The organism is Paractinoplanes deccanensis (assembly GCF_016862115.1).
Taxonomy (GTDB): Bacteria; Actinomycetota; Actinomycetes; order Mycobacteriales; family Micromonosporaceae; genus Actinoplanes; species Actinoplanes deccanensis.
This window is the reverse complement of the sequence record NZ_BOMI01000118.1, coordinates 37,688-61,150: the sequence shown is the minus strand read 5'-3', so window position 1 is coordinate 61,150 and position 23,463 is coordinate 37,688. Positions and strand designations below refer to the sequence as shown.

The following is a 23,463-nucleotide window of genomic DNA, read 5'->3' as shown; positions in this document are numbered from 1 at the left end:
CCACAACACGCCTCGCCGGCGGTCGCCGAGCCACCGCGTCATCCGCTCGGCCCCTCGGCACGGAGCAGCGCCGCTCGCAGAATCCCTTCGGTGTGTGCCGGGACCTGCGCCAAGACACTGATCCTGTTCATGGCGACGTGATACATCTCCGACTCTTCGGGATCACTCAACAACATGGCTGTCCCGGAGGGCCGGAGATGAACCACATCCGGCAGGACGACACCCGGCATCCGGATGTACGAGAAGGAGCTTCCCATCATCGCGTAGGCACTGGCCTCGGGCGTGAGGATCTGAACCGTCACATGCGGCAGCCGGGAGACCTCCAGGAGGAATTCGACCTGCCCGCGCATGACATCAGCGTCTCCGGGACCGTCATGGAGGGCCGACAGATCGATGATTACCCATCTGTGCGCGCCACCGGGACGCAATATCTCCCGCTGTTGACGCGCGCGGACCTCCAGCAACTCGGCGATGTCTCCGTCGACGTGCTGAAAGCGCATGGCCGCTTCGGCGTAGGCCCGCGTCTGAAAGAGGGCCGGCACCGCGCGAACATCGTATGACCAGACCATTTCCGCGGCGGATTCGAGGACGAGACTGGAGGCGAGCACCTCGCCGAGGACGTACCCGTACGGCTGCCACCAGGCCCTCTCGTTCAGCAGCCTGTTGAGACGCAGGACCGATTCCCTCTCCGCGGAATCCGTGACGCCATAAAGTGTCATGAGCTTTTCGAGGTCGGATTCGCTGATCCGCACGCGGCCGTGCTCCATCCGCGCCACACGCGCCGCGGACGAGGATATCTTCGCCCCGGCCGACTCCGTCGTCATGTCGTTCGACGCACGCAGGGAACGCAGACGGCCTCCCAGGATCTCGTGCGCCTGCGACGGGCGCACCGCAGGACCGAGGCGAGGCGCCACGGGCCGGGCCGAGCCGGGTGAACGGCCCAGATCCAGCATCCGCACCTGTTCGGGCGGCAAGCCATAGGCTTCGTCCAGCAGATCCGACCGCAGAGGCGACGGCGGCGCGGGCGCTGTTCTCAGCCGGTCACTCGTCAGCCAGGCGTGGCACGAGAACAGCCAGTCGAGCGCACTCGGCTCAGCGAAGAGCGCGATCCTGCGCAGTAAGGCGCTGAGAATCGCGCGGCCGGCTCCGGACAGGTTCGGGGCACGATCGGCACCGGCACGCAGCGCCGAGCCCGACACGTACGACACGAGCGGCGCGGCTTCGATCGACGACCTCATGGCTTTCCAGGAGCACCGCACAGCCACCGCCGCTTCGGCGTTCTCCGCCCACCCGGGTTCGATCGTGACACGGCCCGCCGCACCCCGGATCACGACTTCGTCCACTGCGCCTCGCACGGTGAGAGCAGCGCCGAAGTAAGGCACGTCGGCCGGCGAGACCGTCAGCCGAAGGCCCTCGGCCGACGGGCGGACCGCCTCCACAGCCAGCGGGAACCGGGGACCGGCGGAGTGCCCGTCGAACACGTGCGCCCGCAGGATCAGGCGGTGCATCAACGCCGATTCGATCCACCGTTGCTCCCGCGCCGACGCGTCCGCGATCAGCGGCTCACCCCGTGCCCTTCCCCTGGTCTCGCCGTAGGCGAGCTGGTGTGACTCCCCCGTGAAACGACTTCTCCGACGGACGCCTTCCTTGCGATTCGAGCGGCTCACCGAACCGGCCTGCCGCCGGCCGAGTCGACCACGTCGCGGCTCCAGGACCGAAGCTCGCCCACCAAGCGAAAAGCGACTTCCCCATGGGTGGCCGGCTTGAGAAAGCTCATCAGCCACAGCGGCGTCGCGCAGAAGGAGATGATGAGAATGGGCAGGTGAGCGACGGCGACCACGAGGGGACGCGTCAGGGCGCCGGACACAGAGCCAAGATCAACAAATGGCACGGTCTTCTCCCGTTCCGCTGCCCGGTCAGCGCAATCGAGATAGCCACATGCCGAAAGGGTGAATGCCGTAGACCGTGCGGGAGTTGCGAACCCCTTCAACCGTCCTCGGAGAAACTCAGCCGGGAGTTTCCGACGGTAAGGCCGCCGCGTACGGCCAACGCCACAGTATCGCTGCTGTCAAGCCGCCGGCCCGACGGCCTGGCCGGCGAGCGTCGCCCGCTGACCGCGAAGGTGTCTCAGACTGAGACACCGTGCCGCGATCGCCGCGGGTGAGATGGCCGTATGGAGGCGACGACGTTCGGCGAGGTGGCCGCGCTGGTGCTGCGGATCGGCGCGCTCGGTATCCTGGTCGCCGTCCTGAACGCCGTCGCCCTCCGGCTCGTGCGCATCGACGAGGTCCCCTGCTGTGCCCGCTCCCGGATCCGCTGGTGGGGCGCTCACAACCCGGCCCTGTTCGTGGTCAGCGTGGTGCTGACCGTGGCCGGCGTGGCCGGGCTGCTGGCCGCCTGAGAGCGCCGGCCGCAGGGCCGCCGGAAACGCCGCGCGGCGGTAAGGTCGCCCGCGTGGATCTGTCTGACATCGCGTCCCGGCTCGGGGTGCCGCGCGAGGACGTGGAGCGCGTGCACCGGCTCGCCGGCGGCCTCCCGTCGGCTCCCCTGCCCGCCAAGGCCGACGCGCCCGCGCTCCTGGACCGTCTGGCGGTGCGGGCGGACGACGCCGCCGAGATCCTCGCGGGCTGGCCCGATCCCGGCTCCCCGCTGTGGACACCCGAGCTGCGCTGGCTGCTCGACCGCTCGACCGCCCTGGTCCGCGCCGATCTCGGCGGGCACGGCTGGCTGGTGCCCGGCCCGGAGCTGCCCCGCGATCGCGGTCCCGCCTGGTGCCATCTGTACGCGTACGCGTACCTCGCCCTGATCGATGTCGTCCGGGGCTACCACCGCGACCACGGCATCCCGGACGACGTGTCGTGGACGACCCTCGCCGACCTGGGCCGCAACCTCGCGGTCGACCGGCGGATGAACCGCGAGGGCTGGCCGGTCATGCAGAGCTGGCTGACGCTGCACGCCCGCGGCGGCATCTACGAGCTGGGCCGCCTGCAACACCAGCGCGGCGACGGCGCCGTCAGCCTGCACATCCCCGAGTCGGGCCCGATGACCCCGGCGGCGGTGGACGCGTCGCTCGACGAGGCCCGCGCCTTCTTCCCACGCCACTTCCCGGACGAGCGCTACACGGCCTTCTCCTGCGGCTCGTGGCTGCTCGACCCGCAACTGCTGGAGTATCTGCCCCAGGACTCCAACATCGCCCGGTTCCAGCGCAGGTTCGAGCTGGAGCCGTACCAGGAACCGGAGGGTCTGGACGCCGACGTCGAGGTGCTGCGCTTCGTGTTCCGCAGCCTCACCACGCCCCTCGACCAGCTGCCGCGCGACACCCGCCTGCGGCGCGCGGTCGTCGACCACCTGAAGGCCGGCCGCCACTGGCGATGGCGCAAGGGCACCTTCGCCTTCTAGGGCTTGCGTGCCACGGCCCCGAACTCGTCCACCTCACGAAGGTCCTCGGCGGTGGCGTCCGGCGCCGGACGCCACCGCGCACACGGCACCAGACCCGGTTCGACGACGTCCAGCCCGTCGAGGAAGCGGGACAGCTCCTCGGGGCGGCGCAGATGGTACGAGAGCGGCGCGTTCGCGTTCCACACCCCGATCGCCTCCTCGAAGGCCGGGCCGTCGAGCACATTGGTGCCGTCGGCGGTCACCAGGTAGCTGCCCGGCGGCAGCGCCTCGAGGAGCCGGCGCACGATGCCCGCCGCCTCGTCGAGGTCCGGCACGTGCCCGAGGATGTTCATCAGGATCAGCCCGGTGGGCCGCGACAGGTCGAGCTTGCCGCCCGCCGCCGCGAGGAGCGCCGCCGGATCCCGCAGGTCCGCGTCGAGGTAGTCGGCGCCGCCCTCCGGCATGCCGGGCAGGACGGCCCGGGCGTGCGCCAGCACCAGCGGATCGTTGTCCACATAGACGACCCGCGCGCCCGGCGCCACCTGGTGCGTGTGCTCGGCGCTCGGGATGCCGGTGCCCACGTCGAGGAACTGCCGGATGCCCACCTCTCCGGTCAGGAACGTGACGGCGCGCTTGAGGAACGCCCGCGACGACCGCGCCACCACGGTGATGTCCGGGTAGAGCCCCGCGAACTGGTCGCCCACCGCCCGGTCGGCCGCGAAGTTGTCCTTGCCGCCCAGCCAGTAGTTCCAGACCCGCGCCGAATGCGGGACACCGGTGTCGAACTCGTCGCTCATGAAGGGCCCCCACCGCCAACGCCGACCGATGAGCCCGCATGCTACCGCCCGCGAGCGGAGCACTCCACTATGGACGCCGGCCGGGGTCAGTCCGCGGCGGGCAGGCAGCCGCCGTCGGCGGTCGTGCTGCCGTATTCGACGCGGTATCCGTACGTGGGGCTCAGGTGCCCGACGACGCAGGCCTGACCGGTCCACGCGGCGAAGACCACGCCGTCGCCGGGAGCGCGATCGCGGCTGCCGGGCTTGCGGACGGTCGAGTCGGGCAACCCCTTGGCCGCCAGGGCTTCCTGGACGGCCGTCACGTCGTACACCTTGGTCCGGTGCAGGGTCTCGAGCGCGTCCTCGGCGCTCAGCGCGCACCGGATCGCGCCCGGCACCGCCGATGCGGGCAGCTGCCGCCGGTCCAGGTAGGCGTCGTTCGCGTCCATCTGGCGGCGCAGCATCTCGGCGCGGTAGTCGTCGTCGAGGTATTCGTTCGAGGGCCGGACCAGCGGCCCGTCACTGGCCGGCGTGGCCACCTCGGCGGCCTTCGCGCTGCGGCCCGCACCGATCTCGGCCTTGGTGCACGGCAGAACGTCGACCGCCGGCGGCAGCGAGACAGCCACGGCCGCGGTGGGCTCGGGCTTCGGACCACCGGGCGCCGTGCCCGGAGCGGCGCACGCTGCCAGAAGGAACGGCGCCACGATCGGAAGGTATCGCCCGGAACGCATGGATCCGCACCCTACCGGACATGATCAAGTGCGGCCGGCGTCAGGACTGCCGGCCCGGGGCTCACCGCGGGGGTGCACCGCCGTGTCGTCCAGCGGGCCGCGCGGCTGGATGGCGACACGCGTCCGGCCCGGGAAGACCTCCTCCGTCACGCTGCGCCATTGCGGCTCGGGAATCACCTGCGCTTTCGTGTCACCGAAGGACGTCCAGGCGAGCAGTTCCACACCCAGAATCGGGCGGTCGCCATAATTGCAGACAAGGACGTGAAGCTCGTTCTGAGCGTCCCCTTTCACCGTGGGGGTCGCGTCGAAAAGCTTCACCGACTTCACCCTGACGAGCCTCGCGTGCGCGGTGAGGCGAGAAAGATCGTCGGCCCTGCGCTGCTTGCCGTCCCGATGGGAAATCCACAGCGCGACAATGACCGCGGCCGCGGTGAACAAAGCTCCGAGGGCCTGCCCCACCGAGCTTATCCAGTCGGCGATATTCGGCTCGTCCGCCAGAATCACGCACGACATAGTAAGAGCTAGCACCAAAAGCGAACAGAATTCCCAAAAGAATGCGAGAACGATACAGTCGGTCGCATGATGCATGGCGTGGTCGTGCCGGGCCGGCTCTACGGCACGCAGGCGCCCCTGCTGAGCCTCGCCACCGAGGCGCTGGCCGACCGCGGCGCCGCCCGCAACCCGGCGCCGGCGCTGCTCGTCGGCGGAACGCGCGATCCGAGCTGGCTGCCCGAGATCGCCGCGGCGTCGGGCAAGACGATCGTCACGATCGAGGGCGGCGATCACGGGCTGCGGCCGCCGGGACCGTTGCGGGCCTACACGGACGCGCTCGGGGTCGTCGGCACGGCGATGGAGCGATTCCTCGCCGAGATCGGGTAGCCGAGGGTCAGCGGCGCCCGCCGAAGGTCCACGGGTGCACCTCGACCCGGTCGTACGCCCCGGTCGCGGCGAAGACGTCGCGGATCGCGTACGGATCGTCGAACTGGCCGATCACGGCCGCCCCCTCCCAGTCCTCCGTGTTCTCCGACAGCAACCGCCCGTAGGCGATCAGCCGGTCCCGGTCGAGGGCGGGCTCGGTGCCCGGCCAGTCCGCGAGCGGCTTGGCGTGGGCGAGGATCAGATGACGTTCACGCGGCTCCCCGCGACCCGGGAAGTCCCACATCGTGCGCCCCAGCAGGTCGACGTACCGCCGCACCATGACGGACCGATAGACCCCCGCAAGATAATTCGGTTCCTCGTACGCGAAAACGCGCGCGGCCTCGGCGCCCGCCAGCTCGACGATGTGGACGCTGCCGGTGGCCCCTTCGAGGTCGCCGGTGAGCGTGGGCCCCCGGGCGATCATCCCGTCGGCGTACCGGTCCATGAACGCCCAATGCTCCTTGACGAGCCGCTCCCGCAGCTCCCCGGCGCCGTCCCGGTCCCGGCAGTAGAAGAAGAAATCCACCGGAGCAGGATCGCACGCCGCCGATACCGCATCGAGGGTGCGCTGTCCGCCGATCATGTAGGCGGAATCCACCGACCGAGGCAATGATTCTCCCTCGGTCCTCGCCGAGCATTGGCCCATGACGTTCGACGTGGTCGCGGCCCCGGCCGATCAGGTGCCCTCCTGGCTCACGGCGGTCATCGCCGGTGCGGCGGCGGTTCTCGGGGCCGCGGTGACAGCCACGGCCTCCGTCATCGCCGCGAACAGGAAAGTGCGCGAGATCGAGGTCGCGTATCGGCAGAAGCTGCGCGAGAGCTACCTGGAGAACGCGCGCAAATACACCGAGAGCGTGTACGTCCCGATCGCTGTCGCGCTGACGAAGCTCACGGGCGCCTTCGACCAGTACCGGGTGCACCGCGACGCCAAGAGTCACGACGCGGAGGCCCTGACCGCGTTCAAGGAAGCGATGGCCGACTTCGGCTCCACGATCGACGACCTGCAGCGGCGAGGCGCCACGGCCTTCCTGACGAGCGCCCTGGAAGTCGACCTCCAGGAATTCGTGGCCTTCATCAGCAACTCCCTGACCGCCACCTCCACCGCGCGGCAAGCGATCGTCTACTTCAACATATTCGGGCTCGGCGCGGAGGGCGTTCTCCGGTCACACTTCTGGATCCGGCACGCCCGCCTGATGGACAGCTGGAACATCCTGCCTTTCACGCCGGCGAGCGTGCACGTGGTGCGGGACCGAGTGCTCGCCGCCGACCCGGCGGCCGTCGACTTCGAGACCGAGCTCGTGGCGAGCACGGGCCGCCTGAGGACGCTGGTCAAGGAGGTGACCCTGGGCGCCCAAGCACGCATGTGATCAGGCCACGCCGGCGGCGTCAGTCCTCGCGCCGGGCTTGCCGCCATGCCTGCTCGAACTCGTCGGCGCTGATCTCCCACTGCGGCAGGCCCGGATCGTGGAGGTCGGTCGGCGGGTTGATCGGCCAATCGCCGGCGCCGGTCCTGATCGCGGTGCCGTCGCGGTACACCTCGACCTGGCGCAGCCGGCGGCCGTCGGATCCGAGCTCCTCGAAGTAGATGTTCGGCGGGGTTCCGTCGACCTCGTCCCAGGGGCGCCGCAGGTGCACGACGTCTCGTCCGGCCAAGGCGCCGAAACCGGGCAGGCCGCGTTGCGCGTCGCGCTGGTCGCGCAGGCCGTCCAGGCCCGGCGGCATGACGAGGGCGTCGATGTCCACCTCGTCCAGGCCGTCGTCCGCGAACTGCGCCACGACGTTCGGGTCCTCGACGACCTCCACCTCGGCGAACGTCTCCACGATCCGGGCCGGAGAATCGGCGTGGATCCACCACCACAAGCCGCCCATGCCGTAGTCGTGCACGACCAGGAACCGCGTCTTCACGCCCAAGATTGTGCCGTGCCGGGGTCTGGGCACGCAGTCGGGGCGAATGGAGAAGGTCTTGCGATAGATGGTCGCCCGCGACGTCCTCAGCGCAGCCGCCCCAGCGCGCATGTGATCACGCCGCGCGGGGCGGAAGGAGTCCGCCGAATGTGCTTTGGTGAACGAACGCACCCGGGCGACGAGGAGCTGAGCGTGTTCGACGAAGTGTTTCCGATCCTGACCACTCCGGACCTGGGGCGGTCGCTGGGGTTCTACCGTGATCTGCTCGGCGGCAAGGTGACCTACCAGTTCCCGCCGGAGGGCGAGCCCGCCTACGCCGGCCTGGAGATCGGGTGATCGTGGCGTCCCCGGGCGCCCGGTGAACAGCCCTAGAGGACGAACGTCTCCAGCAGCAGGAACGCGTTCAGGCCGATGATCAGAACCGCCACCGTGGCGGCGCTCGCGGTGGTTGCCGGGTGGTTGACGAAGACGCCCATGATGTCGCGGCGGCGGGTCAGCAGCAGGAGCGGGATCAGCGCGAACGGGATGCCGAACGACAGCACCACCTGCGAGATCACCAGGCTGTCCGTGGGCGGCAGGCCCAGCCCGAGCACCAGCAGGGCCGGCGCCATCGTCACCGCGCGGCGGGCGAAGAGCGGGATCCGGCGGCGGATGAAGCCCTGCATGACGACCTGGCCGGCGTACGTGCCGACGCTCGACGACGAGAGCCCGGAGGCCAGCAGCGCCACCGCGAAGGCGAGCGCCGCCGCGCCGCCCACCATGGTGGCGAGCCCTCGGTGGGCCTCCTGGATCGCGTCGCCCTCGTGGAAGGTCAGTCCGCCTTCGTGGAAGAGCGACGCCGCGACCACCAGCATCGAGAGGTTGATCAGGCCGGCCGCGCCGAGGCCGATCATCACGTCGAGGCGCTGGAAGCGCAGCAGTTCGGCTCGTTCCGCGTCGTCCTTGCAGGCGACCCGCGACTTGGTCAGCGCCGAGTGCAGGTAGACGACGTGGGGCATCACCGTCGCGCCGATGATGCCGCAGACCAGGAGCACGCTGTCGCCGCCGGCGAGCCGGGGCACCAGGCCCGCGGCCACGGCCGCCGGGTCCGCGCCGACGACGAGCAGGTCGTACAGGAAACCCAGCAGGACGATGCCGAGCAGGCCCGCGATGGCCAGCTCGAAGCGGCGGTAGCCGCGCTGCTCCAGGGCGAGGATGCCGAACGCCACCACCGCCGTGATCAGGCCGGCGGCGAACAGCGGCACGCCGAAGAGCAGGTAGAGGCCGATCGCCGCGCCCACGAACTCGGCCAGGTCGGTGGCCATCGCGACGATCTCGGCCTGCACCCAGAGGCTCCGCGAGACCGGCTTCGGGAAGTGCGCGCGGCACAGTTCGGGCAGGTCCCGGCCGGTGGCCACGCCCGCCTTCGCGGACAGGTACTGCACCAGCATCGCCGTGAGGTTCGCGACGACGATGACCCAGACGAGCGTGTAGCCGTACTGGGCGCCCGCGGTGAAGTTGGTGGCGAAGTTGCCCGGGTCCACGTAGGCCACCGCGGCGACGAACGCGGGCCCGAGCAGCGCGACCGTCCCGCGCACCCGGCCGCGGGAGAGCAACCCGCGCAGGTCGGAGGGGGCGACGGCCAGGCCGTCGCCCTTCACCGGGCCCATCTATCCGACCGAGGGGCCGAGGCCGAGCGACTGCGGGGTGCTCGAGTCGGGTGACGGCTGCCGCAGGCCCTCGTCGAGCTCGCCGATCTCGGTCATCAGCGCGCGGCTGCCGCCCCACGGGGTCTGCTCCTCGGCGACCAGGGTGTTGGTGGTGAGCAGCAGGCCGGCCACCGAGGCGCCGTTCTCCAGCGCCGAGCGCACGACGCGCAGCGGGTCCACCACGCCCATCTCGATCATGTTGCCGTAGCGGCCCTGGAGCGCCTCGAAGCCGTCGTCGCGCCCGAGCTCCGCCATCCGGGCGACGGTCTCGGGGCCGGAGTAACCGGCGTTCGTCGCGATCAGGAACGCCGGTTCGGGCAGCGCCCGCCGGACGATCTCGACGCCGATGCCGTAGTCGTCCTTGAGGTCCATGCCGTCCAGGGCGTCCTGGGCGTGCAGCAGGGCCGCGCCCCCGCCGGCCACGACGCCCTCGGCCATGGCGGCGCGGGTGGCCGACAGGGCGTCCTCGACCCGGTGCTGGAGCTCCTTGAGCTCGCTGCTGGTCGGCGCGCCGACCCGGATGACCGCGACCTTGCCGGAGAGCGCGCCGATGCGTTCGGTGAGCACGTCCTCGTCCGCGCCGAAGGTGGCCCGTTCGAGCTCGGCCCGCATCTGGGTGAGCCGGAACGCGATCGCCTCGGGTGATCCGCCGCCGCCGATGACGGCCGTGTGCTCGGCGTCGACGCGCACCTGCGAGGCGCGGCCGAGCTGGTCGAGCGTCATCGTCTCGAGCGTGAAGCCGGAGTGCCGGCTGTGCACGGCGCCGCCGGTGATGGCGGCGATGTCCTCGAGCTTGTGCAACCGGCGGTCGCCGAAGCCGGGCGCGCGCACGGCCACACACTGGAACACGCCGTTGACGTGGTTGTGGGTGAGCATCGACAGCGCGGTGCCCTCGACGTTCTCGGCGATGATGATCAGCGGTCGCGGCGCTCGCATGATCTTGTCGAGCAGCGGCATGAGCTGCTGCACCTTGGTGATCTTCTCGCTGCTCAGCAGGATGTACGGGTCGTCCACGACCGCGGTGAGCCGCGCCGGATCGGTCACCATGTAGGGCGACAGGTAGCCGTTGCCGAACTCGAAGCCCTCGACGAAGTCGACGCTCATCCCGTTCAGCGCCGACTCCTCGACCGTGACGATGCCCTCGTCGCCGACCGTGTGCAGCGCCTTCGCGATCACCGCGCCGACCGCGTCGTCGTCGTTGGCCGAGATCGCCGCCACCCGCGCCAGCTCCTGCTCCGTGGTCACCTCGCGCGCCACCGTCCGCAGCCGCTCCACGAGCCGGTCCACAGCAAGATCAACACCCCGCTTGACGAGTACGGGGTTGGCACCCGCCCCGATCGCCGACATGCCCTCGCGGACGATCGCCTGAGCCAGCACCGTGGCCGTCGTGGTCCCGTCGCCGACCACGTCGTTGGTCTTGATGGCCGCCTCCTTGACCAGCTGGGCGCCCATGTTCTCGAACTGGTTCTTCAGATGGATCTCGCGCGCGATGGTCACGCCGTCGTTGGTGACCACGGGCGAGCCGGTGATCTTCTCGAGGATGACGTTGCGGCCCTTGGGGCCCAGCGTCGACTTGACCGCCTCGGCCAGCTTGTCGACGCCGGTGAGCAGCAGGGTCCGCGCGTCCGCGCCGAATCGGAGTTCCTTGGCCATGAGGGCCTCCTTACAAGCTGTCCGTGGGGTAGCGGTGCCGCAGCATGCCGCGGCAGATACTGGTGTTCGCGTCGAGGCTGGTGCGGGTCAGCCGGGCCTTGCGCAGATGCAGCGGTACGCCGTCGGCGCCGACCGCTTCGCCGGTCCGCGGGTCGATGAGCAGCGGCGCGCCGTCGCCCGCGGGCAGCCCCAGCTCGCGTCGCCGTCGCCGCAACCGCGCCAGCGCCGGCGACGGCGGCAGGCCGCCGAGCACCGCGCCGGCCAGGTCCACGGGGGTCGCGCCCGCGGCGACCAGCGGCCGGCACACCACGTCGGTGCCGGCCAGCACGCTCTTGCGCAGGAAGTCGGCGCGCAGCCGGTCGAGCTCGTCCACCGCCTCGTCGCCGAAGGAGCCGACGAATCCGGCGCGGGCCGCGACCCCCTCGTTGATCGCCTCGGACGCGAAGTGATCGTCCAGGACGATCGTCACAAGGTAGACCTCGTTCAGGGCCGAGACCTGGTCGTACGCGTCCGCCACCATGAGATACGCGAAGTTCGGCGCGCAGAAGTACGTGGGCAGTCGCAGGTGCACCTCGGCGGCGCCGTGCTCGTCGACGGCGGCGGACGCCACGAAGCCCAGCTCGGTGATCGGCTCGTCCAGCTCGGGATCGCGCACCTCCGCCAGCGCGGCGAGGATGCGCGACTCCGTGACAGCGGCGGTCATCCGCCGTCATCCGCCGAGCGAGGACGCCGGCGAGGCTGCCGGCGACGCGGAGCTCACCCCGACCGAGGCGTCCCGGGCGGCCGGTGCCTCGTCGTGGAGCTGGAGCTCCGGCGGCACCTCGATCCCGTACAGCCGGGCGGCGTTGAGCCCGAGGATCTTCTTCTTGGTCGCCGTGGTCACCCGCGGGTAGTCGGAGAACTCGTCACTCGGGTAGTCCCAGTCGACGAAGCCCTCGATCTGCCACTTCGGCTCCCAGATGGCGTAGTCGCTGCCGAAGGTCATCTTGTCCTCGCCGACCCAGAACAGCAGCTCGCCCATCACCTTGGCGAAGAACCGCGGGCGCGCGTGCATGAGCCCGCCGATCACGACGCTCAGGCCGGCGTACACGTTGGGCTCCTGGGTCGCCATGAAGCAGAAGTCCTCGATGCGCGGCAGGCCGACGTGCTCCACGATGAAGTTGAGGTCCGGGAAGTCGGTGGCCGCGCGGTCGACGTCCGACACGTCGAAGGCGTCCTTGTCCAGCGGCCAGATCGTCGGGCCCTTGTGCACGTGGATGTTCTTGATGCCCAGCTCCTGGCACTTCTCCAGATAGCGGTACGCGCCGGGGTCCTTCAGCGTCCAGCCGCGCGAGCCGTTGTTCCACTCGGCGGTGTAGAGCTTCACCCCTATGCTGCCGAAGCGCTCGACGTTCTCGGCGAGCCGCTTGAGGCCGTCGTCGCCGTCGCGCGGGTCCCAGCGGGTGTTCGCGATGAACTTGCCGGGGTGCCTGGCGCCGAGGGCGGCGTTGCGCTCGGTGGTGTTGAAGCCCTCCCGGTACCACTCGGTCAGGTACGTGGGCTGGAAGATCGCCACGTCGACGTACCCGTCGGTGAAGACGTCCCTCATCAGGTCGTCCTCGGTGTAGCTCATGAACTTCTCGATGGGCCAGTGCGTCGATTCCGGCGCCAGGCTCTGGTACGCGTGGAAGCACTCGATCCAGCCCTTGGCGTACTTCTCGGCCCCGGGCACCCAGTTGTCCGGCCCGGCGCTCCAGTAGTGCATGTGGCTGTCGACGACGAAGTACTTCTCCCCGTCCTTCTCGTACACGATTACCTCCCCGGCCGGAGGTCGAAGCCGAGGTACTCGGCGGCGTCCTCGGGGTTGGCGAACATGATGGTGCGGTCGTCCTCGTGGATCATGCGGCCGTAGTGGGTGGACATGCTCTCCTCGAACTGGGCCATGTCGAAGAAGCCGGGCTCCTCGCCGAGCGCCTCGGAGACCTCGTCGTAGACCACGTCCATCCGGTTGGTGGCGTCCACGCGGATCATCGACGGCAGCGGCGTCACCCGCACCCCCGGCTTGGTCTTCATGACCTCGGCGACCACCACGCCGATCTGGTTGTTCATCAGCGTGAAGCCGCACATGTTGGAGGGGCTGCTGTCCGGCTTGAACGGGCTCTGCGCGACCTTGAACTGCGTCATCGCTCCAGCTCCTTCGGGAGGTCCAGGCTGAGGTCCTCGACGATGCCGGCGAAGCGGCTCTTGACCCGGTCCAGCGCGTCCTCGAAGCGGATCGGCTTCGCGTCCGGCTGCGACCACAGCGGCTGGAGGGCCCGGGCCGCGGGGATCGTCCGGCCGACCCACTCGGCCAGCCACCCGTTCATGATCCGCAGGTTGTGCTCGGCGAACTCGCGGTCGTTGGTGAGCAGGTCGAACAGCGCCAGGGTGTAGCGCAGGTCGCGCTCGGAGAAGTCGAACTCCTCGGCGCCCACGATGGTCGGGGTGACGAAGTCGCCGTTGCGCGGCGCCGCCTGCATCACCAGCTGGCTGCGGAACAGCTCGCCGACCAGCGGCTGGAAGACGACGTTGGCGGCGAAGACCGCCTCGGCCCAGTCGTCGATCGCGGTCAGGCGCTCGGCCAGGTCACGCACGCCCTGCCAGGTGGGGTCGGAGTTCCACGTCTCGAGGTGGGCCGCGCCGAAGAAGCTCTCGATCTCCTCGTCGAGGGTGAGCTGATAGAGCGCCAGGTCCTGGGCGGCCCGGATCAGGTGCATGCTGTTCACGGCGATCGCGGTGTTGTGCATGTTGGTCGGGCCGCGGCGGTTGGCGTTCGCGAACAGGTAGAGGCCGAGACCGTGGTCGACGTGCATCCACGCGCCCACGTGCTGCGCCACGAACCGGATCCAGTTGGGGTTCCACTGGTCGAACGCCTTGGCCCGCTTGGCCGCCTCCACGTTCGCGTTCACCTGGCGTACGACGTTGGCGTTGTAGCGGTAGAGCGACAGCTCCCATTCCTCGTTGGGGTCGCGGAACTCGTGCCAGCCGTGCGCCGGCCACTCGTAGCCCCGCCCGCCCGAGCCGGGGCCCCGCTGCGGCTCGGGGCGGTCGCTGCCCCAGGCCTTGAGGACGGTCCAGTCCAGCGGGTAGCCGCCTTGGCCGTCGGCGAACCCGTACAGCCAGCCCTGGGCGAGGTAGTGCCGTGGGTCCGGCTGCACCTCGACCGTGACGTCCTCGTAGTGGGTCTGCTTGCGCTTCTGCGGGACGAAGTAATTGAACTTTCGCGCGGTCGAGTCCGGGAACTGTTTGGCACCGGCCTCGGCGTCGGTGAAGACGGGCTTGGGAACACTACGTTCCGGCGCGGTCGTCATCAGTCCTCCCCACCTGTGGTCGTGAACTTGTCGTAGTAGATGTGCTTCTCGGGCGTTCCCAGCGAGGCGAGCAGCGGCATGGCCGCCTCGACCATCGGGGGCGGGCCGCAGAGGTACGCGTGCGCGCCGCTCAAATCGGCCTCGTGCCGCGCGAGCACGTCGGTGATGAACCCGACCTCGCCGTCCCAGTCCTCGCCGTCGGCGGGCTCGGAGAGCGCGGGCACGAAGCGGAAGTCCGTCAGCTTGTCGCGCAGCGCCTCGATCTCGGCGACAAAGCACAGATCCTTCGCCGTACGGGCGCCGTAGTAGAAAACGGCTCTGCGCTGGACGCCGCGCTCAGCCATCGACCGCAGCAGCGCGAGGATCGGGGCGAGCCCGGCCCCGCCGCCGACGAAGACCAGATCACGGTCCGGGGCGTCGCGCAGCGTGAAGACGCCGAACGGGCCGGTCAGCTCGAGCCGGTCCGCCACTCGCAGCTTCTGGTCGAGGAACGACGAGAAGACCCCGTCCGGATAGACCTTGATGACGAACTCGAGCTCCTTGCCGGACGTGGCGGCCATCGAGAACGACCGGGTGATGCCGGTTCCCGGAACCTTGATGTCGACGTACTGCCCGGGGAAGAACGTCATCTCGGCCGGCTCGATCAGCTTGAGCACGAGGTGCCGGAGGTCGTGCGTCACGTGCGTGATCGACACGACCTCGGCCACCGCGTTCACGATGGGCAGCCCCGAGCGGATCATCTCCTCGTCGAAGTTGAGCAGCTCGATCGTCACGTCCTCGTACACGTGCGCCCGGCACAGCAGCGTGAAGCCCTCCTCCCTCTCGTAGTCGGGCAGCGCGAACGTGGAGTACCGGTCGAGCTCGATGTCGTCGCCGTCGAGCACGAACGACTTGCAGGCGGCGCACTGGCCCTCCTTGCACCCGTGCATGAGCATCAGCCCCTGCTCGGACGCCTGGCGCAGCACGGTGCGCTCCTCGTCGACCTCGATCTCGATGCCGACCGGCTCGAACCTCACCCGGTGCTTGTCGCCCATCTGCTATTCCGGGCGCGCGAAACGTCCGGCGGGCCCGCCCCGCACATAGGAGGCGTGGAACGCGGCGCGCTCCTCGTCCGTCATCTCGTTGAGCAGCACGTTCGGGCTCTGCAGGTGAGGCATCCTGCGCAGGTGCTCGAGCGTCCACATCTTCTTCGGGTCGTCGAGGTGCAGGTGCGGCTGCGCGACCATGGTCGTGCCGTCGTCGCGGACGAACCCCATGTCCTGCACGACGTCCGCCCAGTTCCAGCCGTGGTAGAGCGTCTCCCACTCGCGGGCGCCGATCAGCCGGCCCATGTTCGGGGTGTTGCGCCCCTGGTAGACCGGGCGGAACGCCTCGGCGTCGGTCCAGCGGCAGGTCTCGTGGCAGTAGGTGCGCCACTGGCCGTCGACCTCGGCCATCACCATGTCCTCACGGACCAGGCACGGCACCATGCAGGTCCAGCAGCGGTGCGGGTACTGGTAGTCGACGTCCTCGGCGACGATCGGGTGGTGGCCGTTCGGCGTGCTCAGGCGGTTGTAGTTCTCCCACCACTTGCCGTAGCGGTCGTACCAGCCCGGGTACTTGTGCTCGAACCACTCGAAGTCCTTGTCGGTCATCGGGTCGATCCGCCAGTAGTTGGCCAGCCAGCCGGTCGCGAAGAACTGGGCCACCTCGTGCACGTAGCCCTTGTTCCAGATCTGGTTCCACGCCTCCTCGATCAGATCGTGCGGGATGACCAGGCCGTACTTCTCCAGCGGCACGAGGTAGCTGCGGTAGTAGTCGTCGTAGATCCAGCGGCGCCACATCTCGGCGTACGACTCGCGGTCCTTGCGGCGGTCCTTGGTGCCGTACTCGATGAAGGTGCCGATCGCGGCGTCGACGACCCGGTGGTTGTTCCACCACGCGTACCGGAGATCCCGTTCGAGAAGCTGGTGGTTGCCCTCGTCGGCGAGCGCCATGAGCAGGGTCGCGTACCCGTTGCTGATGTGCCGCGACTCGTCCGACTGCACCGAGTGGAAGACGGTCGGCAACAGGTAGTCGCCGTTCGCGGCGGCCTCGGCCGGCATCGCGACGAACAGCGTGTTGGTGAACGCCGTCTCGGCCACGATGGTCAGGTAGATACTGGCCGCGGTGATCGCGTCGCCGGTGATGAAGCCCTCGGCGAACTGGCGGCCGATCGTGCCGCAGTAGTCGTTCTGGAAGTTGCGCAGGCTCGAGTTGAAGCCGGCCGGGTCGATGTAGTTGTTCATGTACAGGCGCTTGAGGTTCTGCTGGATCGTCGAGTGCCGTACCTCGTCGATCATCTGGATGGCCTGGCCGTTGTGCAGCTCGGGGTTGGGCACGTTGCGGAACAGCAGCGGCATGGCCCGGGCCGCCGAGATCTCCGGCAGCGGGATGATCGAGAGGAACAGCTTCTGCCACTCCAGCCAGCGCTCCTGCACCTGGCGGAACATGTTGCCGCGGATCGCGCCGTCGGAGGCGCCGTAGACCCGGTGGTCCTTCTCCTCCTGCATCGGGAAGTACGACCGCAGCACCTGCTTGAGCGGGTCCTTCTTCTGTGCCTTGCGGAACGTGTAGTCCGTTCCGTAGTGCGAGACCGGCGTGTGGTACATCGGTTCCCAGGACAGCTCCTGGATCTTCTGATGAGCCCTCGCCACGCTCTGCCGACTCATGAGTCAACTCCTCACCTGTGGCTTCGTCCTCTTCAGGGTTTTGTCACAGCTCCGCGCCCGCGGCGGTCTCACATTGAGTCAGGCGGGTCCCCGAGCACCGCGGCGCGCAGCTCGGCCAGGTGGGCTCTGGACCGCTCACCGACCTGACGATCTCCCTCCGCCGCGGGCTCGATGCCCAGCGCGCGCAGCAACGCGGCGGCGGGCGCGCCCGGATCGGCGCCGCCGAGCGTCGGGTGAAGCCCGCTCTCCGCCAGGTGGTGAAAAACGACGTTCACGACAGTCCACGGGTTGAACGTCTCCTCCATCACCCGAGTCCATCGCGCGATCGGGGAATCGGGGTCTCAACATGAGACAGGTGGGGCGGACCGCTCGCGTAACGTGTAACCAGCTCGTAACTCACGTGTCTCCCCTTGGGGGACCCATGACGCAGAATCCCGACCCCAGCCAGCTGGCCAAGACCCGCGAACGGTTCCTCTCCGCCGACGAGATCGACACTCACCACGTACGCGATGCGATCCTCGCCTCGTGGTGGCGGTCCCGGCGGTTCAACGTGGCCGCCGACCGGATAGCCCTGCCCTACCAGCGCGACCCCGACCTGGACACCCCGCTGACCCGCAGTGCCCTGCCGGTGCTGCGGCACCTGCGCGAACACCTCGACGGCCAGCCGGTGAGCATCATCCTGACAGACCCGGCCGGGCTCGTGCTGACCCGGCTCGACGCCGGGCGCGACCTCGACGCCCACCTCGACACGGTCAACCTGGCGCCCGGTTTCAGCTACGCCGAGGAGTACGTGGGCACGAACGGCATCGGCACCGCGCTGGAGGGCGGCCGCCCGATGCACGTGTTCGGCCACGAGCACTACGCCGAGCACCTGGAGGACCTGGCCTGCGCCGGCGTGCCGATCCACCACCCGATCACCGGCAAGACAGTCGGCGCGGTCGACCTCACGTGCTGGCGCCGCGACGCCGACCCGCTGCTGCTGGCCCTCGCCAAGTCGACCGCCGGCCAGATCCAGCAGGCGATGCTGGCCGACAGCGGCGTCCGCGAGATCGCGCTGCTCCAGGAATACCTGCGGACGTGCCGCCGTACCGCGGGAATCGTCTTCGCCCTCAACAACGACGTGGTGATGATGAACGACGCCGCCCGGCACGCCCTCGACCCCGCCGAACAGGCGGTGCTGCTCGCCGAGGCGGCCGAGGCCCTGGCCGGCCGCAACCCGTCCACGTCCCCGATGGTCGAGCTCCCCAGCGGCGTGCGGGCCCGCCTGTTCTGCCGCCCCGTGCACGGCGGCGGTGTGGTCCACGTCAAACTGGCCGAGCACCACCCCGCGACGGCGGCGCCGGCCCCGATCCGCTTCCTGCCCAACCTGGTCGGTTCCGGCGGCCTCTGGCTACGCAGCTGCCACCAGGTGCGAGCCGCCTACACGGCCGGCGAATGGCTGGCCCTGGAGGGCGAGCCCGGCGTGGGAAAACTCGCCCTCGTGCGAGCCATCCACCAGCACGACAGCGCCGGCACCCACTTCGCCGTCATCGACGCCGCCACCGGCGGCCGCACCTGGCTGACAGACCTCCGCCGCGAACTGGAGGCCGGCGAGGGCACCCTGGTCATCCAGCACGCCGACCGAGCCGGCCGCACCGGCCTGCGCGCGCTGTGCCACCTGGCCGCGCAGGCCCCGGCGTCGCTGTGGATCGCCGTGACCTTCCACCGGGCACAGCCCGAGCAGGCCGACCTGCTGCGCTTCTTCCCGACCACGGTGGAGCTGCCGCCGCTGCGCTATCACCTGGAGGACGTGCCGGCGCTGGTCCACTTCTTCCTGGCCAAGCTGGCGCCCGACGGCCGGCTGGTCTGCTCACCCGAGGCTCTGCAGATGTTGAGCCGCTCCAGCTGGCCGGGCAACGTCGGACAGCTCTGGCAAGTCCTGCGCAACATCGTCCAGCATCGCCGCAGCGGGATCATCCTGCCGGCGGACCTGCCGCCGGAGTGCCGCACGGTGAGCCGGCGCTTGCTGAGCCCGTTGGAGGCCATGGAACGCGACGCGATCGTCCGGAGCCTGCTGGACTGGAACGGGAACAAGGTGAAGGCTGCGGCGGCACTGGGGATGTCGCGGGCCACCATCTATCGCAAGATCCATGATTACGGGATTGTGGCCCCGCCAAGTGGGCGAGCGGAGGCGCCGCCGTGACGTTCGGCTAGGCCATAGATGCGTAGGCCGACCGTGTGGAAACCGGTCTGCCCTCGCGCCTGGCACTGGTGCCGTCTCCCAACGTCATCCCCGCGTACACGGGGAGCAGCGGCTGACGACCAGCTGCAGAACGTCGTAGCTGGGATCATCCCCGCATGCGCGGGGAGCGGCTAACGGTAACGGTGCCGCCGTTCATGGCGAACGGGTATACCCCGGTGCGCCGGGAGCAGGTGCGCCAGTGCGTCCGCGACTGGGAGGCCGGTATGGATCATCCAGCGTGCACGGGTAGCAGAGGCAGGCCGACGGGAGCTCGTCGATGTAGCTGGGATCATCCCCGCGTGCGCGGGGAGCAGTCAGTGATGAACGTTTCGTGCTTGCGGATCGCGGGATCACCCCCGCGTGCGCGGGGAGCGGCGATCACGTATCGTGGGCCTCCGACCACAGAGCGGATCATCCCGGCGTGCGCGGGGAGCGGGCCCGCTCGGCTCGGGCCCACCAGTCGGGCATGGGATCATCCCCGCGTGCGCGGGAAGCGGGCCGTCGGGCCTTAGATCATGGGATCATCGCCGCGTGCGCGGGAAGCGGCACTGGCGGCCCTGAGCCGTGACTAATCCCCTGGGATCATCCCCGCGCACGCGGGGTGTTCCCTGGATCGAACTGATCCGGGAGAAACGGGGCGTCCTGCTCCCCGCGCACGCGGGGGTGTTCCCGGCTTGCCGCGGTCGTCCCGATCGGGGATGACCTGCTCCCCGCGCACGCGGGGGTATTCCGGGGATCGACTCCGATTCGATCTCAGCCCCGGCACTGCTCCCCGCGCACGCGGGGGTTTTCCGACGACAAGCAGCATGATGGCGGAACGAAGGTCGCTGCTCCCCGCGCACGCAGGGGTGTTCCGCCGATCCCGAAGCGCGAGGCCAAGAAGATCGTCTGCTCCCCGCGCACGTGGGGGTGTTCCAAGGGCTGATCGTTCCGCGCGCACCCCCGGGGATCTGCTCCCCGCGCACGCACGCGGGGTGTTCCCGTGACGGCATCGTCACCGTTGACGTTCCCGATCATCCCCGCGTGCGTGGGGAGTGGGCGGTGTGGACGTCGAGCGAGTCCTTGTTCTTCGGATCATCCCCGCGTGCCCGGGGAGCGGACGGAGCCCGTGCAGGCCGCCAACGTCTCTACCGGATCATCCCCGCGTGCGGGGAGCGATCCGCGAGGTTGAACCGTGCCGCGTTGGCGTAGGGATCATCCCCGCGCACGCGGGGAGCGGGGGGGCAGCTCCATGCGCTGGGTGTTCGTGAGGGAGGGATCATCCCCGCGTGCGCGCTGAGCGGTTCTTCACGGCGGCCGTGCGCTTCTCGTGCTTCGGATCATCCCTGCGTCCGCGGGGAGCGGTCGACATCCGCCGGAAGCGGTGATCGCCGGACTCCGGATCATCCCCGCGTGCGCGGCGAGCGGGCCTTGGGGGTGGCGGCCGGGCGACGGCCAGCGCGGATCATCCCCGCGTGCGCGGGGAGCGGTCCTTGATCAGCACGCCGCCGGTGTACTTCGGGGGATCATCCCCGCGTGCGCGGGGAGCGGTCCGTCCGGGTCGCCGAGCGTCGCGGCTTCCCGGGATCATCCCCGCGTGCGCGGGGAGCGGTCCACGTGTGGGGTGGCACCTACCAGTACGGCAGGATCATCCCCGCGTGCGCGGGGAGCGGGCGGCGAGGAAGCGGCGAAAGCGCGGTGGTCGGGGATCATCCCCGCGTGCGCGGGGAGCGGGCAGCGGGCCGGACGGCCATGGTGTTCGCCGCCGGATCATCCCCGCGTGCGCGGGGAGCGGGCTAATTGACCTGCAGGAATGAAGATCAATAGTCCGCGTTTTGTTCACTTCCGTTGGCTGCGATCAGTCTACGCTTGTCTTCTTCTACGCCGAAGTGGCGGCACACGCACAGCCTGGTCCGGCACATCGTCTCGATGCCTCGGACCGTAGACGTAGCGACGCTGGGACCCGGTTCAATCGGGGGCCAGCGCGCGGTGTTCTTGACCATCGCGGCGATCTCCCACCGCACTGGCGCGAGATGACGAAGAGGCCCCGTCCACGGTCTCATCGCTCGTCTCGGGTGGTCAGGGATCCCCAGGCGAGGCCATCGTTGATCTCGCGGGCGAGAGTTTCGCCTGTTGCGGTCACCTCGCGGAGCTTCGCCTCAAACACGGCGAGGCGGCGGAACGCCTGCCCGTACACGCGTTGTTGAGCGAGCGAAAGCACGGGAATGGCGAGGCGTCTCACGTCGATGCGGCGCATGCCGCTGCCGGCGCTGGACGCGCGGCCGGCGACGCGCACGTTCTCGGTGCGAGACAGGACGCCGGCCACGAACCAGGGGTCGAACTGCGTGCCGTCGACGCGCACGAGTTGCAGGCCGGGCCCGAGTTCCTCGCCGACCTGCTCGGTGGTGGCCACCCGGGCGACGATCTCGTGACCCGTGACCGGGACGAGGATGTCGTCATGACGGACCACGGGGACGACGTCGCCGTTCGCCGAGGTTCGGGCAAGGCCACTGGCTGGGACGTCGATGGTGCTCCCCCGCGATGCTGGGTCTGATCGCGGTCGTGAACCGGCGCGCTGATGCACGATGACGCTGCCGGACCGGATCAGGTCGGCGAGGCTGGCCTGGGGCGCTCGCGCGAAGGCGGTTGTCTGCGCTTCCTGGATGGCGGGCAGGCTCTCTCGCGTCTGCTCGATGAGCATCTCGAACTCCCTGGCTTTCTCGAGAGTTCGAACGGGGTCGACCGCCAGCGGGCCCGCCTGCGGCAGGTATCGCCACGGCGTCAGGTCGACCTGCCCGTCGAGCACCTGGAGGGCGGAGACGACACGGTGGACGTTGGATTCACTGGCGTCGCGACCTGACAGATAGTCGCGCCACGCCTTGACAATGGGCTGTATCAGAGAGCTGCCCGGCGATGCTGCGGTGCTGTCGATGAACAGAAGGCGGTCGTCGGCCTCCTTCTCCGGATCCGGCTGGGTGAACACCCAAATGTGGAGACTGATGCCGGCGGGGGGCATCAGACCCGGGGGCAGGGCGACAACCGCACGCAGCGTGCCGGTGCGAACGAGCTCAGCGCGGATACGCCGACCGGCCGGCCTGAGCGCGGCGGCAGGAGGCATGAGCACGGCTGCGGTGCCACCGACGCGCAGGTGCGCCAGCGCATGTTGCACCCAGGCAAGTTCCGGCTCGGTTCGCGGGGGTAGGCCGTACACCCATCGGGGGTCATAGGTGAGCTGGTCATGACCCCAGTCGTGGATGCCGAATGGAAAGTTCGCGACGACAACGTCGGCCTTCAGCTCCGGGAAGGCGTCGGCGAGCAGGCTGTCGCCGACGCGCATGACCGGCGGAGCCATCGGCAGATCCGAGCTTCGGGCACGCTGATACACGAATGCCAAGCGCAACAAGGCGATCAGCGCATATTGCTGCTTGATCTCCTGGCCGTAGCAGCGGATCGGGACGCGCTCTCGCAAGGCACGATCGGCAGCCAGGCGGAGAATCGAGCCGGTGCCGCTCGTGAAATCGAGGGTGACCGCTCCGTGGCCCGCGAGGGCCAGCATCAGCTCGGCGACGCCGTCCGGAGTGTTGGCCAGACCGGACAACGACTGAGCCGAATTGGCGTACTGGTTGTGCAGGTACTCGAACGCGACCTCGGGCTCTTGTTCCCGGCTAAGTTGACCCGCTGCACGCAGCACGGTGGCGAGCTGTGACGTCCATCGATGCGGCAACACCGTCCCGATCAGCTCGGCCAGATCGCGATCGAGTGCGCGGAGCTCCGTCAGGATCTGCTTCGGGGTCGGCAGCGTGTCCTGCTTGTCGCCCGGGAGGTCCTTGCTGACCAGCAGATAGGCGCCACAGGCGACAAGTGCGTCTTCGAGCTGGGCTGCTGGTTGATAGTTCTCGATGTATCGCCAGGCGAGTTGCTCCGGGCTGGCCTGGTGCAGCTTGCCCTGCTTTCGCAACCACTGTTCGACTGCTTCCGCATCGAACTGGGGACTGCCCGGGGTCCCAGCCACCGGAGGCGGAAAGTCGGCGTAACGACGGCGCCAGTTACTCACTGCCGGTCTGCCGACGTTGGCCAGCCGCGCGATACCACTGGCGGTCAGGGTGGGGCCACCGCCGGCCGAGCCTCGTGAAGGTGTCACGGGTGAACGCTAGCACGCCGCATATTTCTGTGAACCGACTTCACGGGATGTGTA

General features: G+C 69.4%; 23 protein-coding genes. 6 read left to right on the top strand and 17 right to left on the bottom strand.

What is annotated here, in order from left to right; genetic code table 11:
* Positions 1–38 precede the first annotated feature (38 nt).
* Together Ade02nite_RS30240 and Ade02nite_RS30235 are read right to left on the bottom strand one after the other, a co-directional pair.
* The gene (locus Ade02nite_RS30240; protein WP_203771330.1) at positions 39–1,508 is read right to left on the bottom strand and encodes a helix-turn-helix domain-containing protein; all 1,470 of its coding nucleotides are present in this window, start codon (positions 1,506–1,508) and stop codon (positions 39–41) included.
* Positions 1,509–1,663: 155 nt separating this feature from the next.
* Entirely contained in the window at positions 1,664–1,867 is a 204-nt protein-coding gene (locus Ade02nite_RS30235; protein ID WP_239169178.1) for a hypothetical protein, read from the bottom strand.
* A 306-nt stretch (positions 1,868–2,173) separates the two neighbouring features.
* Between Ade02nite_RS30235 and Ade02nite_RS30230 the strand changes: the two genes are divergently transcribed.
* Positions 2,174–2,401, top strand: a complete 228-nt coding sequence (locus Ade02nite_RS30230) for a hypothetical protein (RefSeq protein WP_203771326.1) — start codon at positions 2,174–2,176, stop codon at positions 2,399–2,401.
* Positions 2,402–2,454: 53 nt separating this feature from the next.
* Entirely contained in the window at positions 2,455–3,399 is a 945-nt protein-coding gene (locus Ade02nite_RS30225; protein WP_203771324.1) for an acyltransferase domain-containing protein, read from the top strand.
* Here Ade02nite_RS30225 and Ade02nite_RS30220 read toward each other — a convergent pair.
* The 3 genes from Ade02nite_RS30220 to Ade02nite_RS30210 all read right to left on the bottom strand — a co-directional run bounded on the left by Ade02nite_RS30220 (position 3,396) and on the right by Ade02nite_RS30210 (position 5,389).
* Positions 3,396–4,175, bottom strand: coding sequence for an SAM-dependent methyltransferase (locus Ade02nite_RS30220; protein ID WP_203771322.1), 780 nt, complete (start codon positions 4,173–4,175; stop codon positions 3,396–3,398). The genes Ade02nite_RS30225 and Ade02nite_RS30220 overlap by 4 nt on opposite strands.
* 86 nt (positions 4,176–4,261) lie before the next feature.
* The gene (locus Ade02nite_RS30215; protein ID WP_203771320.1) at positions 4,262–4,858 is read right to left on the bottom strand and encodes a hypothetical protein; all 597 of its coding nucleotides are present in this window, start codon (positions 4,856–4,858) and stop codon (positions 4,262–4,264) included.
* Between the two features lie 51 nt (positions 4,859–4,909).
* Positions 4,910–5,389 (bottom strand): hypothetical protein, encoded by a 480-nt coding sequence (locus Ade02nite_RS30210; RefSeq protein ID WP_203771318.1) that lies wholly within the window; start codon positions 5,387–5,389, stop codon positions 4,910–4,912.
* Between the two features lie 75 nt (positions 5,390–5,464).
* Between Ade02nite_RS30210 and Ade02nite_RS30205 the strand changes: the two genes are divergently transcribed.
* Positions 5,465–5,764 carry a hypothetical protein gene (locus Ade02nite_RS30205; protein ID WP_203771316.1) on the top strand — a complete coding sequence of 100 codons (300 nt, stop codon included), beginning with the start codon at positions 5,465–5,467 and terminating at the stop codon, positions 5,762–5,764.
* A 7-nt stretch (positions 5,765–5,771) separates the two neighbouring features.
* Here the strand turns inward: Ade02nite_RS30205 and Ade02nite_RS30200 are convergent, their stop codons facing one another.
* On the bottom strand, positions 5,772–6,329 hold the full coding sequence (locus tag Ade02nite_RS30200) for a YciI family protein (protein WP_203771314.1): 558 nt from the start codon (positions 6,327–6,329) through the stop codon (positions 5,772–5,774).
* A gap of 118 nt (positions 6,330–6,447) precedes the next feature.
* On the opposite strand from Ade02nite_RS30200, the gene Ade02nite_RS30195 reads away from it, so the two are divergent.
* Complete coding sequence (locus Ade02nite_RS30195) at positions 6,448–7,170, top strand: hypothetical protein (protein WP_203771312.1); 723 nt, start codon at positions 6,448–6,450, stop codon at positions 7,168–7,170.
* A gap of 19 nt (positions 7,171–7,189) precedes the next feature.
* On the opposite strand, the gene Ade02nite_RS30190 is transcribed toward Ade02nite_RS30195, so the two are convergent.
* Complete coding sequence (locus tag Ade02nite_RS30190; RefSeq protein ID WP_239169177.1) at positions 7,190–7,708, bottom strand: hypothetical protein; 519 nt, start codon at positions 7,706–7,708, stop codon at positions 7,190–7,192.
* 192 nt (positions 7,709–7,900) lie between these two features.
* On the opposite strand from Ade02nite_RS30190, the gene Ade02nite_RS30185 reads away from it, so the two are divergent.
* Positions 7,901–8,044 carry a VOC family protein gene (locus tag Ade02nite_RS30185; protein WP_203771310.1) on the top strand — a complete coding sequence of 48 codons (144 nt, stop codon included), beginning with the start codon at positions 7,901–7,903 and terminating at the stop codon, positions 8,042–8,044.
* A gap of 32 nt (positions 8,045–8,076) precedes the next feature.
* Here the strand turns inward: Ade02nite_RS30185 and Ade02nite_RS30180 are convergent, their stop codons facing one another.
* From Ade02nite_RS30180 to Ade02nite_RS30140, 9 genes are all read right to left on the bottom strand, one after another.
* Positions 8,077–9,357, bottom strand: a complete 1,281-nt coding sequence (locus Ade02nite_RS30180) for an Nramp family divalent metal transporter (RefSeq protein ID WP_203771309.1) — start codon at positions 9,355–9,357, stop codon at positions 8,077–8,079.
* Positions 9,358–11,049, bottom strand: a complete 1,692-nt coding sequence (gene groL / locus Ade02nite_RS30175; RefSeq protein WP_203771307.1) for a chaperonin GroEL — start codon at positions 11,047–11,049, stop codon at positions 9,358–9,360. It abuts the gene before it with no gap.
* Between the two features lie 10 nt (positions 11,050–11,059).
* The gene (locus tag Ade02nite_RS30170; protein WP_203771305.1) at positions 11,060–11,752 is read right to left on the bottom strand and encodes an iron-sulfur cluster assembly protein; all 693 of its coding nucleotides are present in this window, start codon (positions 11,750–11,752) and stop codon (positions 11,060–11,062) included.
* Positions 11,753–11,758: 6 nt separating this feature from the next.
* Positions 11,759–12,838 (bottom strand): amidohydrolase family protein, encoded by a 1,080-nt coding sequence (locus Ade02nite_RS30165; protein ID WP_203771303.1) that lies wholly within the window; start codon positions 12,836–12,838, stop codon positions 11,759–11,761.
* Between the two features lie 2 nt (positions 12,839–12,840).
* Positions 12,841–13,212: a propane 2-monooxygenase effector subunit MimD gene (mimD, locus tag Ade02nite_RS30160; protein WP_203771301.1), complete on the bottom strand. Its 372-nt coding sequence runs from the start codon at positions 13,210–13,212 to the stop codon at positions 12,841–12,843.
* Positions 13,209–14,378 carry a ferritin family protein gene (locus Ade02nite_RS30155; protein WP_203771299.1) on the bottom strand — a complete coding sequence of 390 codons (1,170 nt, stop codon included), beginning with the start codon at positions 14,376–14,378 and terminating at the stop codon, positions 13,209–13,211. The genes mimD and Ade02nite_RS30155 overlap by 4 nt, the downstream gene beginning before the upstream one ends.
* Positions 14,378–15,412: an FAD-binding oxidoreductase gene (locus Ade02nite_RS30150; protein ID WP_203771297.1), complete on the bottom strand. Its 1,035-nt coding sequence runs from the start codon at positions 15,410–15,412 to the stop codon at positions 14,378–14,380. Before Ade02nite_RS30150 ends, Ade02nite_RS30155 begins: the two co-directional genes overlap by 1 nt.
* 3 nt (positions 15,413–15,415) lie before the next feature.
* Positions 15,416–17,068, bottom strand: a complete 1,653-nt coding sequence (locus Ade02nite_RS30145; protein ID WP_239169176.1) for a ferritin family protein — start codon at positions 17,066–17,068, stop codon at positions 15,416–15,418.
* Between the two features lie 68 nt (positions 17,069–17,136).
* Positions 17,137–17,373 carry a hypothetical protein gene (locus Ade02nite_RS30140; RefSeq protein WP_203771295.1) on the bottom strand — a complete coding sequence of 79 codons (237 nt, stop codon included), beginning with the start codon at positions 17,371–17,373 and terminating at the stop codon, positions 17,137–17,139.
* Between the two features lie 116 nt (positions 17,374–17,489).
* Between Ade02nite_RS30140 and Ade02nite_RS30135 the strand changes: the two genes are divergently transcribed.
* Complete coding sequence (locus Ade02nite_RS30135; protein ID WP_203771293.1) at positions 17,490–19,250, top strand: sigma-54-dependent Fis family transcriptional regulator; 1,761 nt, start codon at positions 17,490–17,492, stop codon at positions 19,248–19,250.
* Between the two features lie 2,077 nt (positions 19,251–21,327).
* Here Ade02nite_RS30135 and Ade02nite_RS30130 read toward each other — a convergent pair.
* Positions 21,328–23,409, bottom strand: coding sequence for an N-6 DNA methylase (locus Ade02nite_RS30130; protein WP_203771291.1), 2,082 nt, complete (start codon positions 23,407–23,409; stop codon positions 21,328–21,330).
* Positions 23,410–23,463: the final 54 nt, after the last annotated feature.

Bases quoted from the DNA above. Each gene is read 5' to 3' on its own strand.
- Ade02nite_RS30240 (WP_203771330.1), bottom strand. From the start codon at position 1,508: ATGCACCGCCTGATCCTGCGGGCGCACGTGTTCGACGGGCACTCCGCC.
- Ade02nite_RS30230 (WP_203771326.1), top strand. From the start codon at position 2,174: ATGGAGGCGACGACGTTCGGCGAGGTGGCCGCGCTGGTGCTGCGGATC.
- Ade02nite_RS30220 (WP_203771322.1), bottom strand. From the start codon at position 4,175: ATGAGCGACGAGTTCGACACCGGTGTCCCGCATTCGGCGCGGGTCTGG.
- Ade02nite_RS30205 (WP_203771316.1), top strand. From the start codon at position 5,465: ATGATGCATGGCGTGGTCGTGCCGGGCCGGCTCTACGGCACGCAGGCG.
- Ade02nite_RS30195 (WP_203771312.1), top strand. From the start codon at position 6,448: ATGACGTTCGACGTGGTCGCGGCCCCGGCCGATCAGGTGCCCTCCTGG.
- Ade02nite_RS30180 (WP_203771309.1), bottom strand. From the start codon at position 9,357: ATGGGCCCGGTGAAGGGCGACGGCCTGGCCGTCGCCCCCTCCGACCTG.
- groL (WP_203771307.1), bottom strand. From the start codon at position 11,049: ATGGCCAAGGAACTCCGATTCGGCGCGGACGCGCGGACCCTGCTGCTC.
- Ade02nite_RS30170 (WP_203771305.1), bottom strand. From the start codon at position 11,752: ATGACCGCCGCTGTCACGGAGTCGCGCATCCTCGCCGCGCTGGCGGAG.
- mimD (WP_203771301.1), bottom strand. From the start codon at position 13,212: ATGACGCAGTTCAAGGTCGCGCAGAGCCCGTTCAAGCCGGACAGCAGC.
- Ade02nite_RS30155 (WP_203771299.1), bottom strand. From the start codon at position 14,378: ATGACGACCGCGCCGGAACGTAGTGTTCCCAAGCCCGTCTTCACCGAC.
- Ade02nite_RS30150 (WP_203771297.1), bottom strand. From the start codon at position 15,412: ATGGGCGACAAGCACCGGGTGAGGTTCGAGCCGGTCGGCATCGAGATC.
- Ade02nite_RS30145 (WP_239169176.1), bottom strand. From the start codon at position 17,068: ATGAGTCGGCAGAGCGTGGCGAGGGCTCATCAGAAGATCCAGGAGCTG.
- Ade02nite_RS30140 (WP_203771295.1), bottom strand. From the start codon at position 17,373: ATGGAGGAGACGTTCAACCCGTGGACTGTCGTGAACGTCGTTTTTCAC.
- Ade02nite_RS30135 (WP_203771293.1), top strand. From the start codon at position 17,490: ATGACGCAGAATCCCGACCCCAGCCAGCTGGCCAAGACCCGCGAACGG.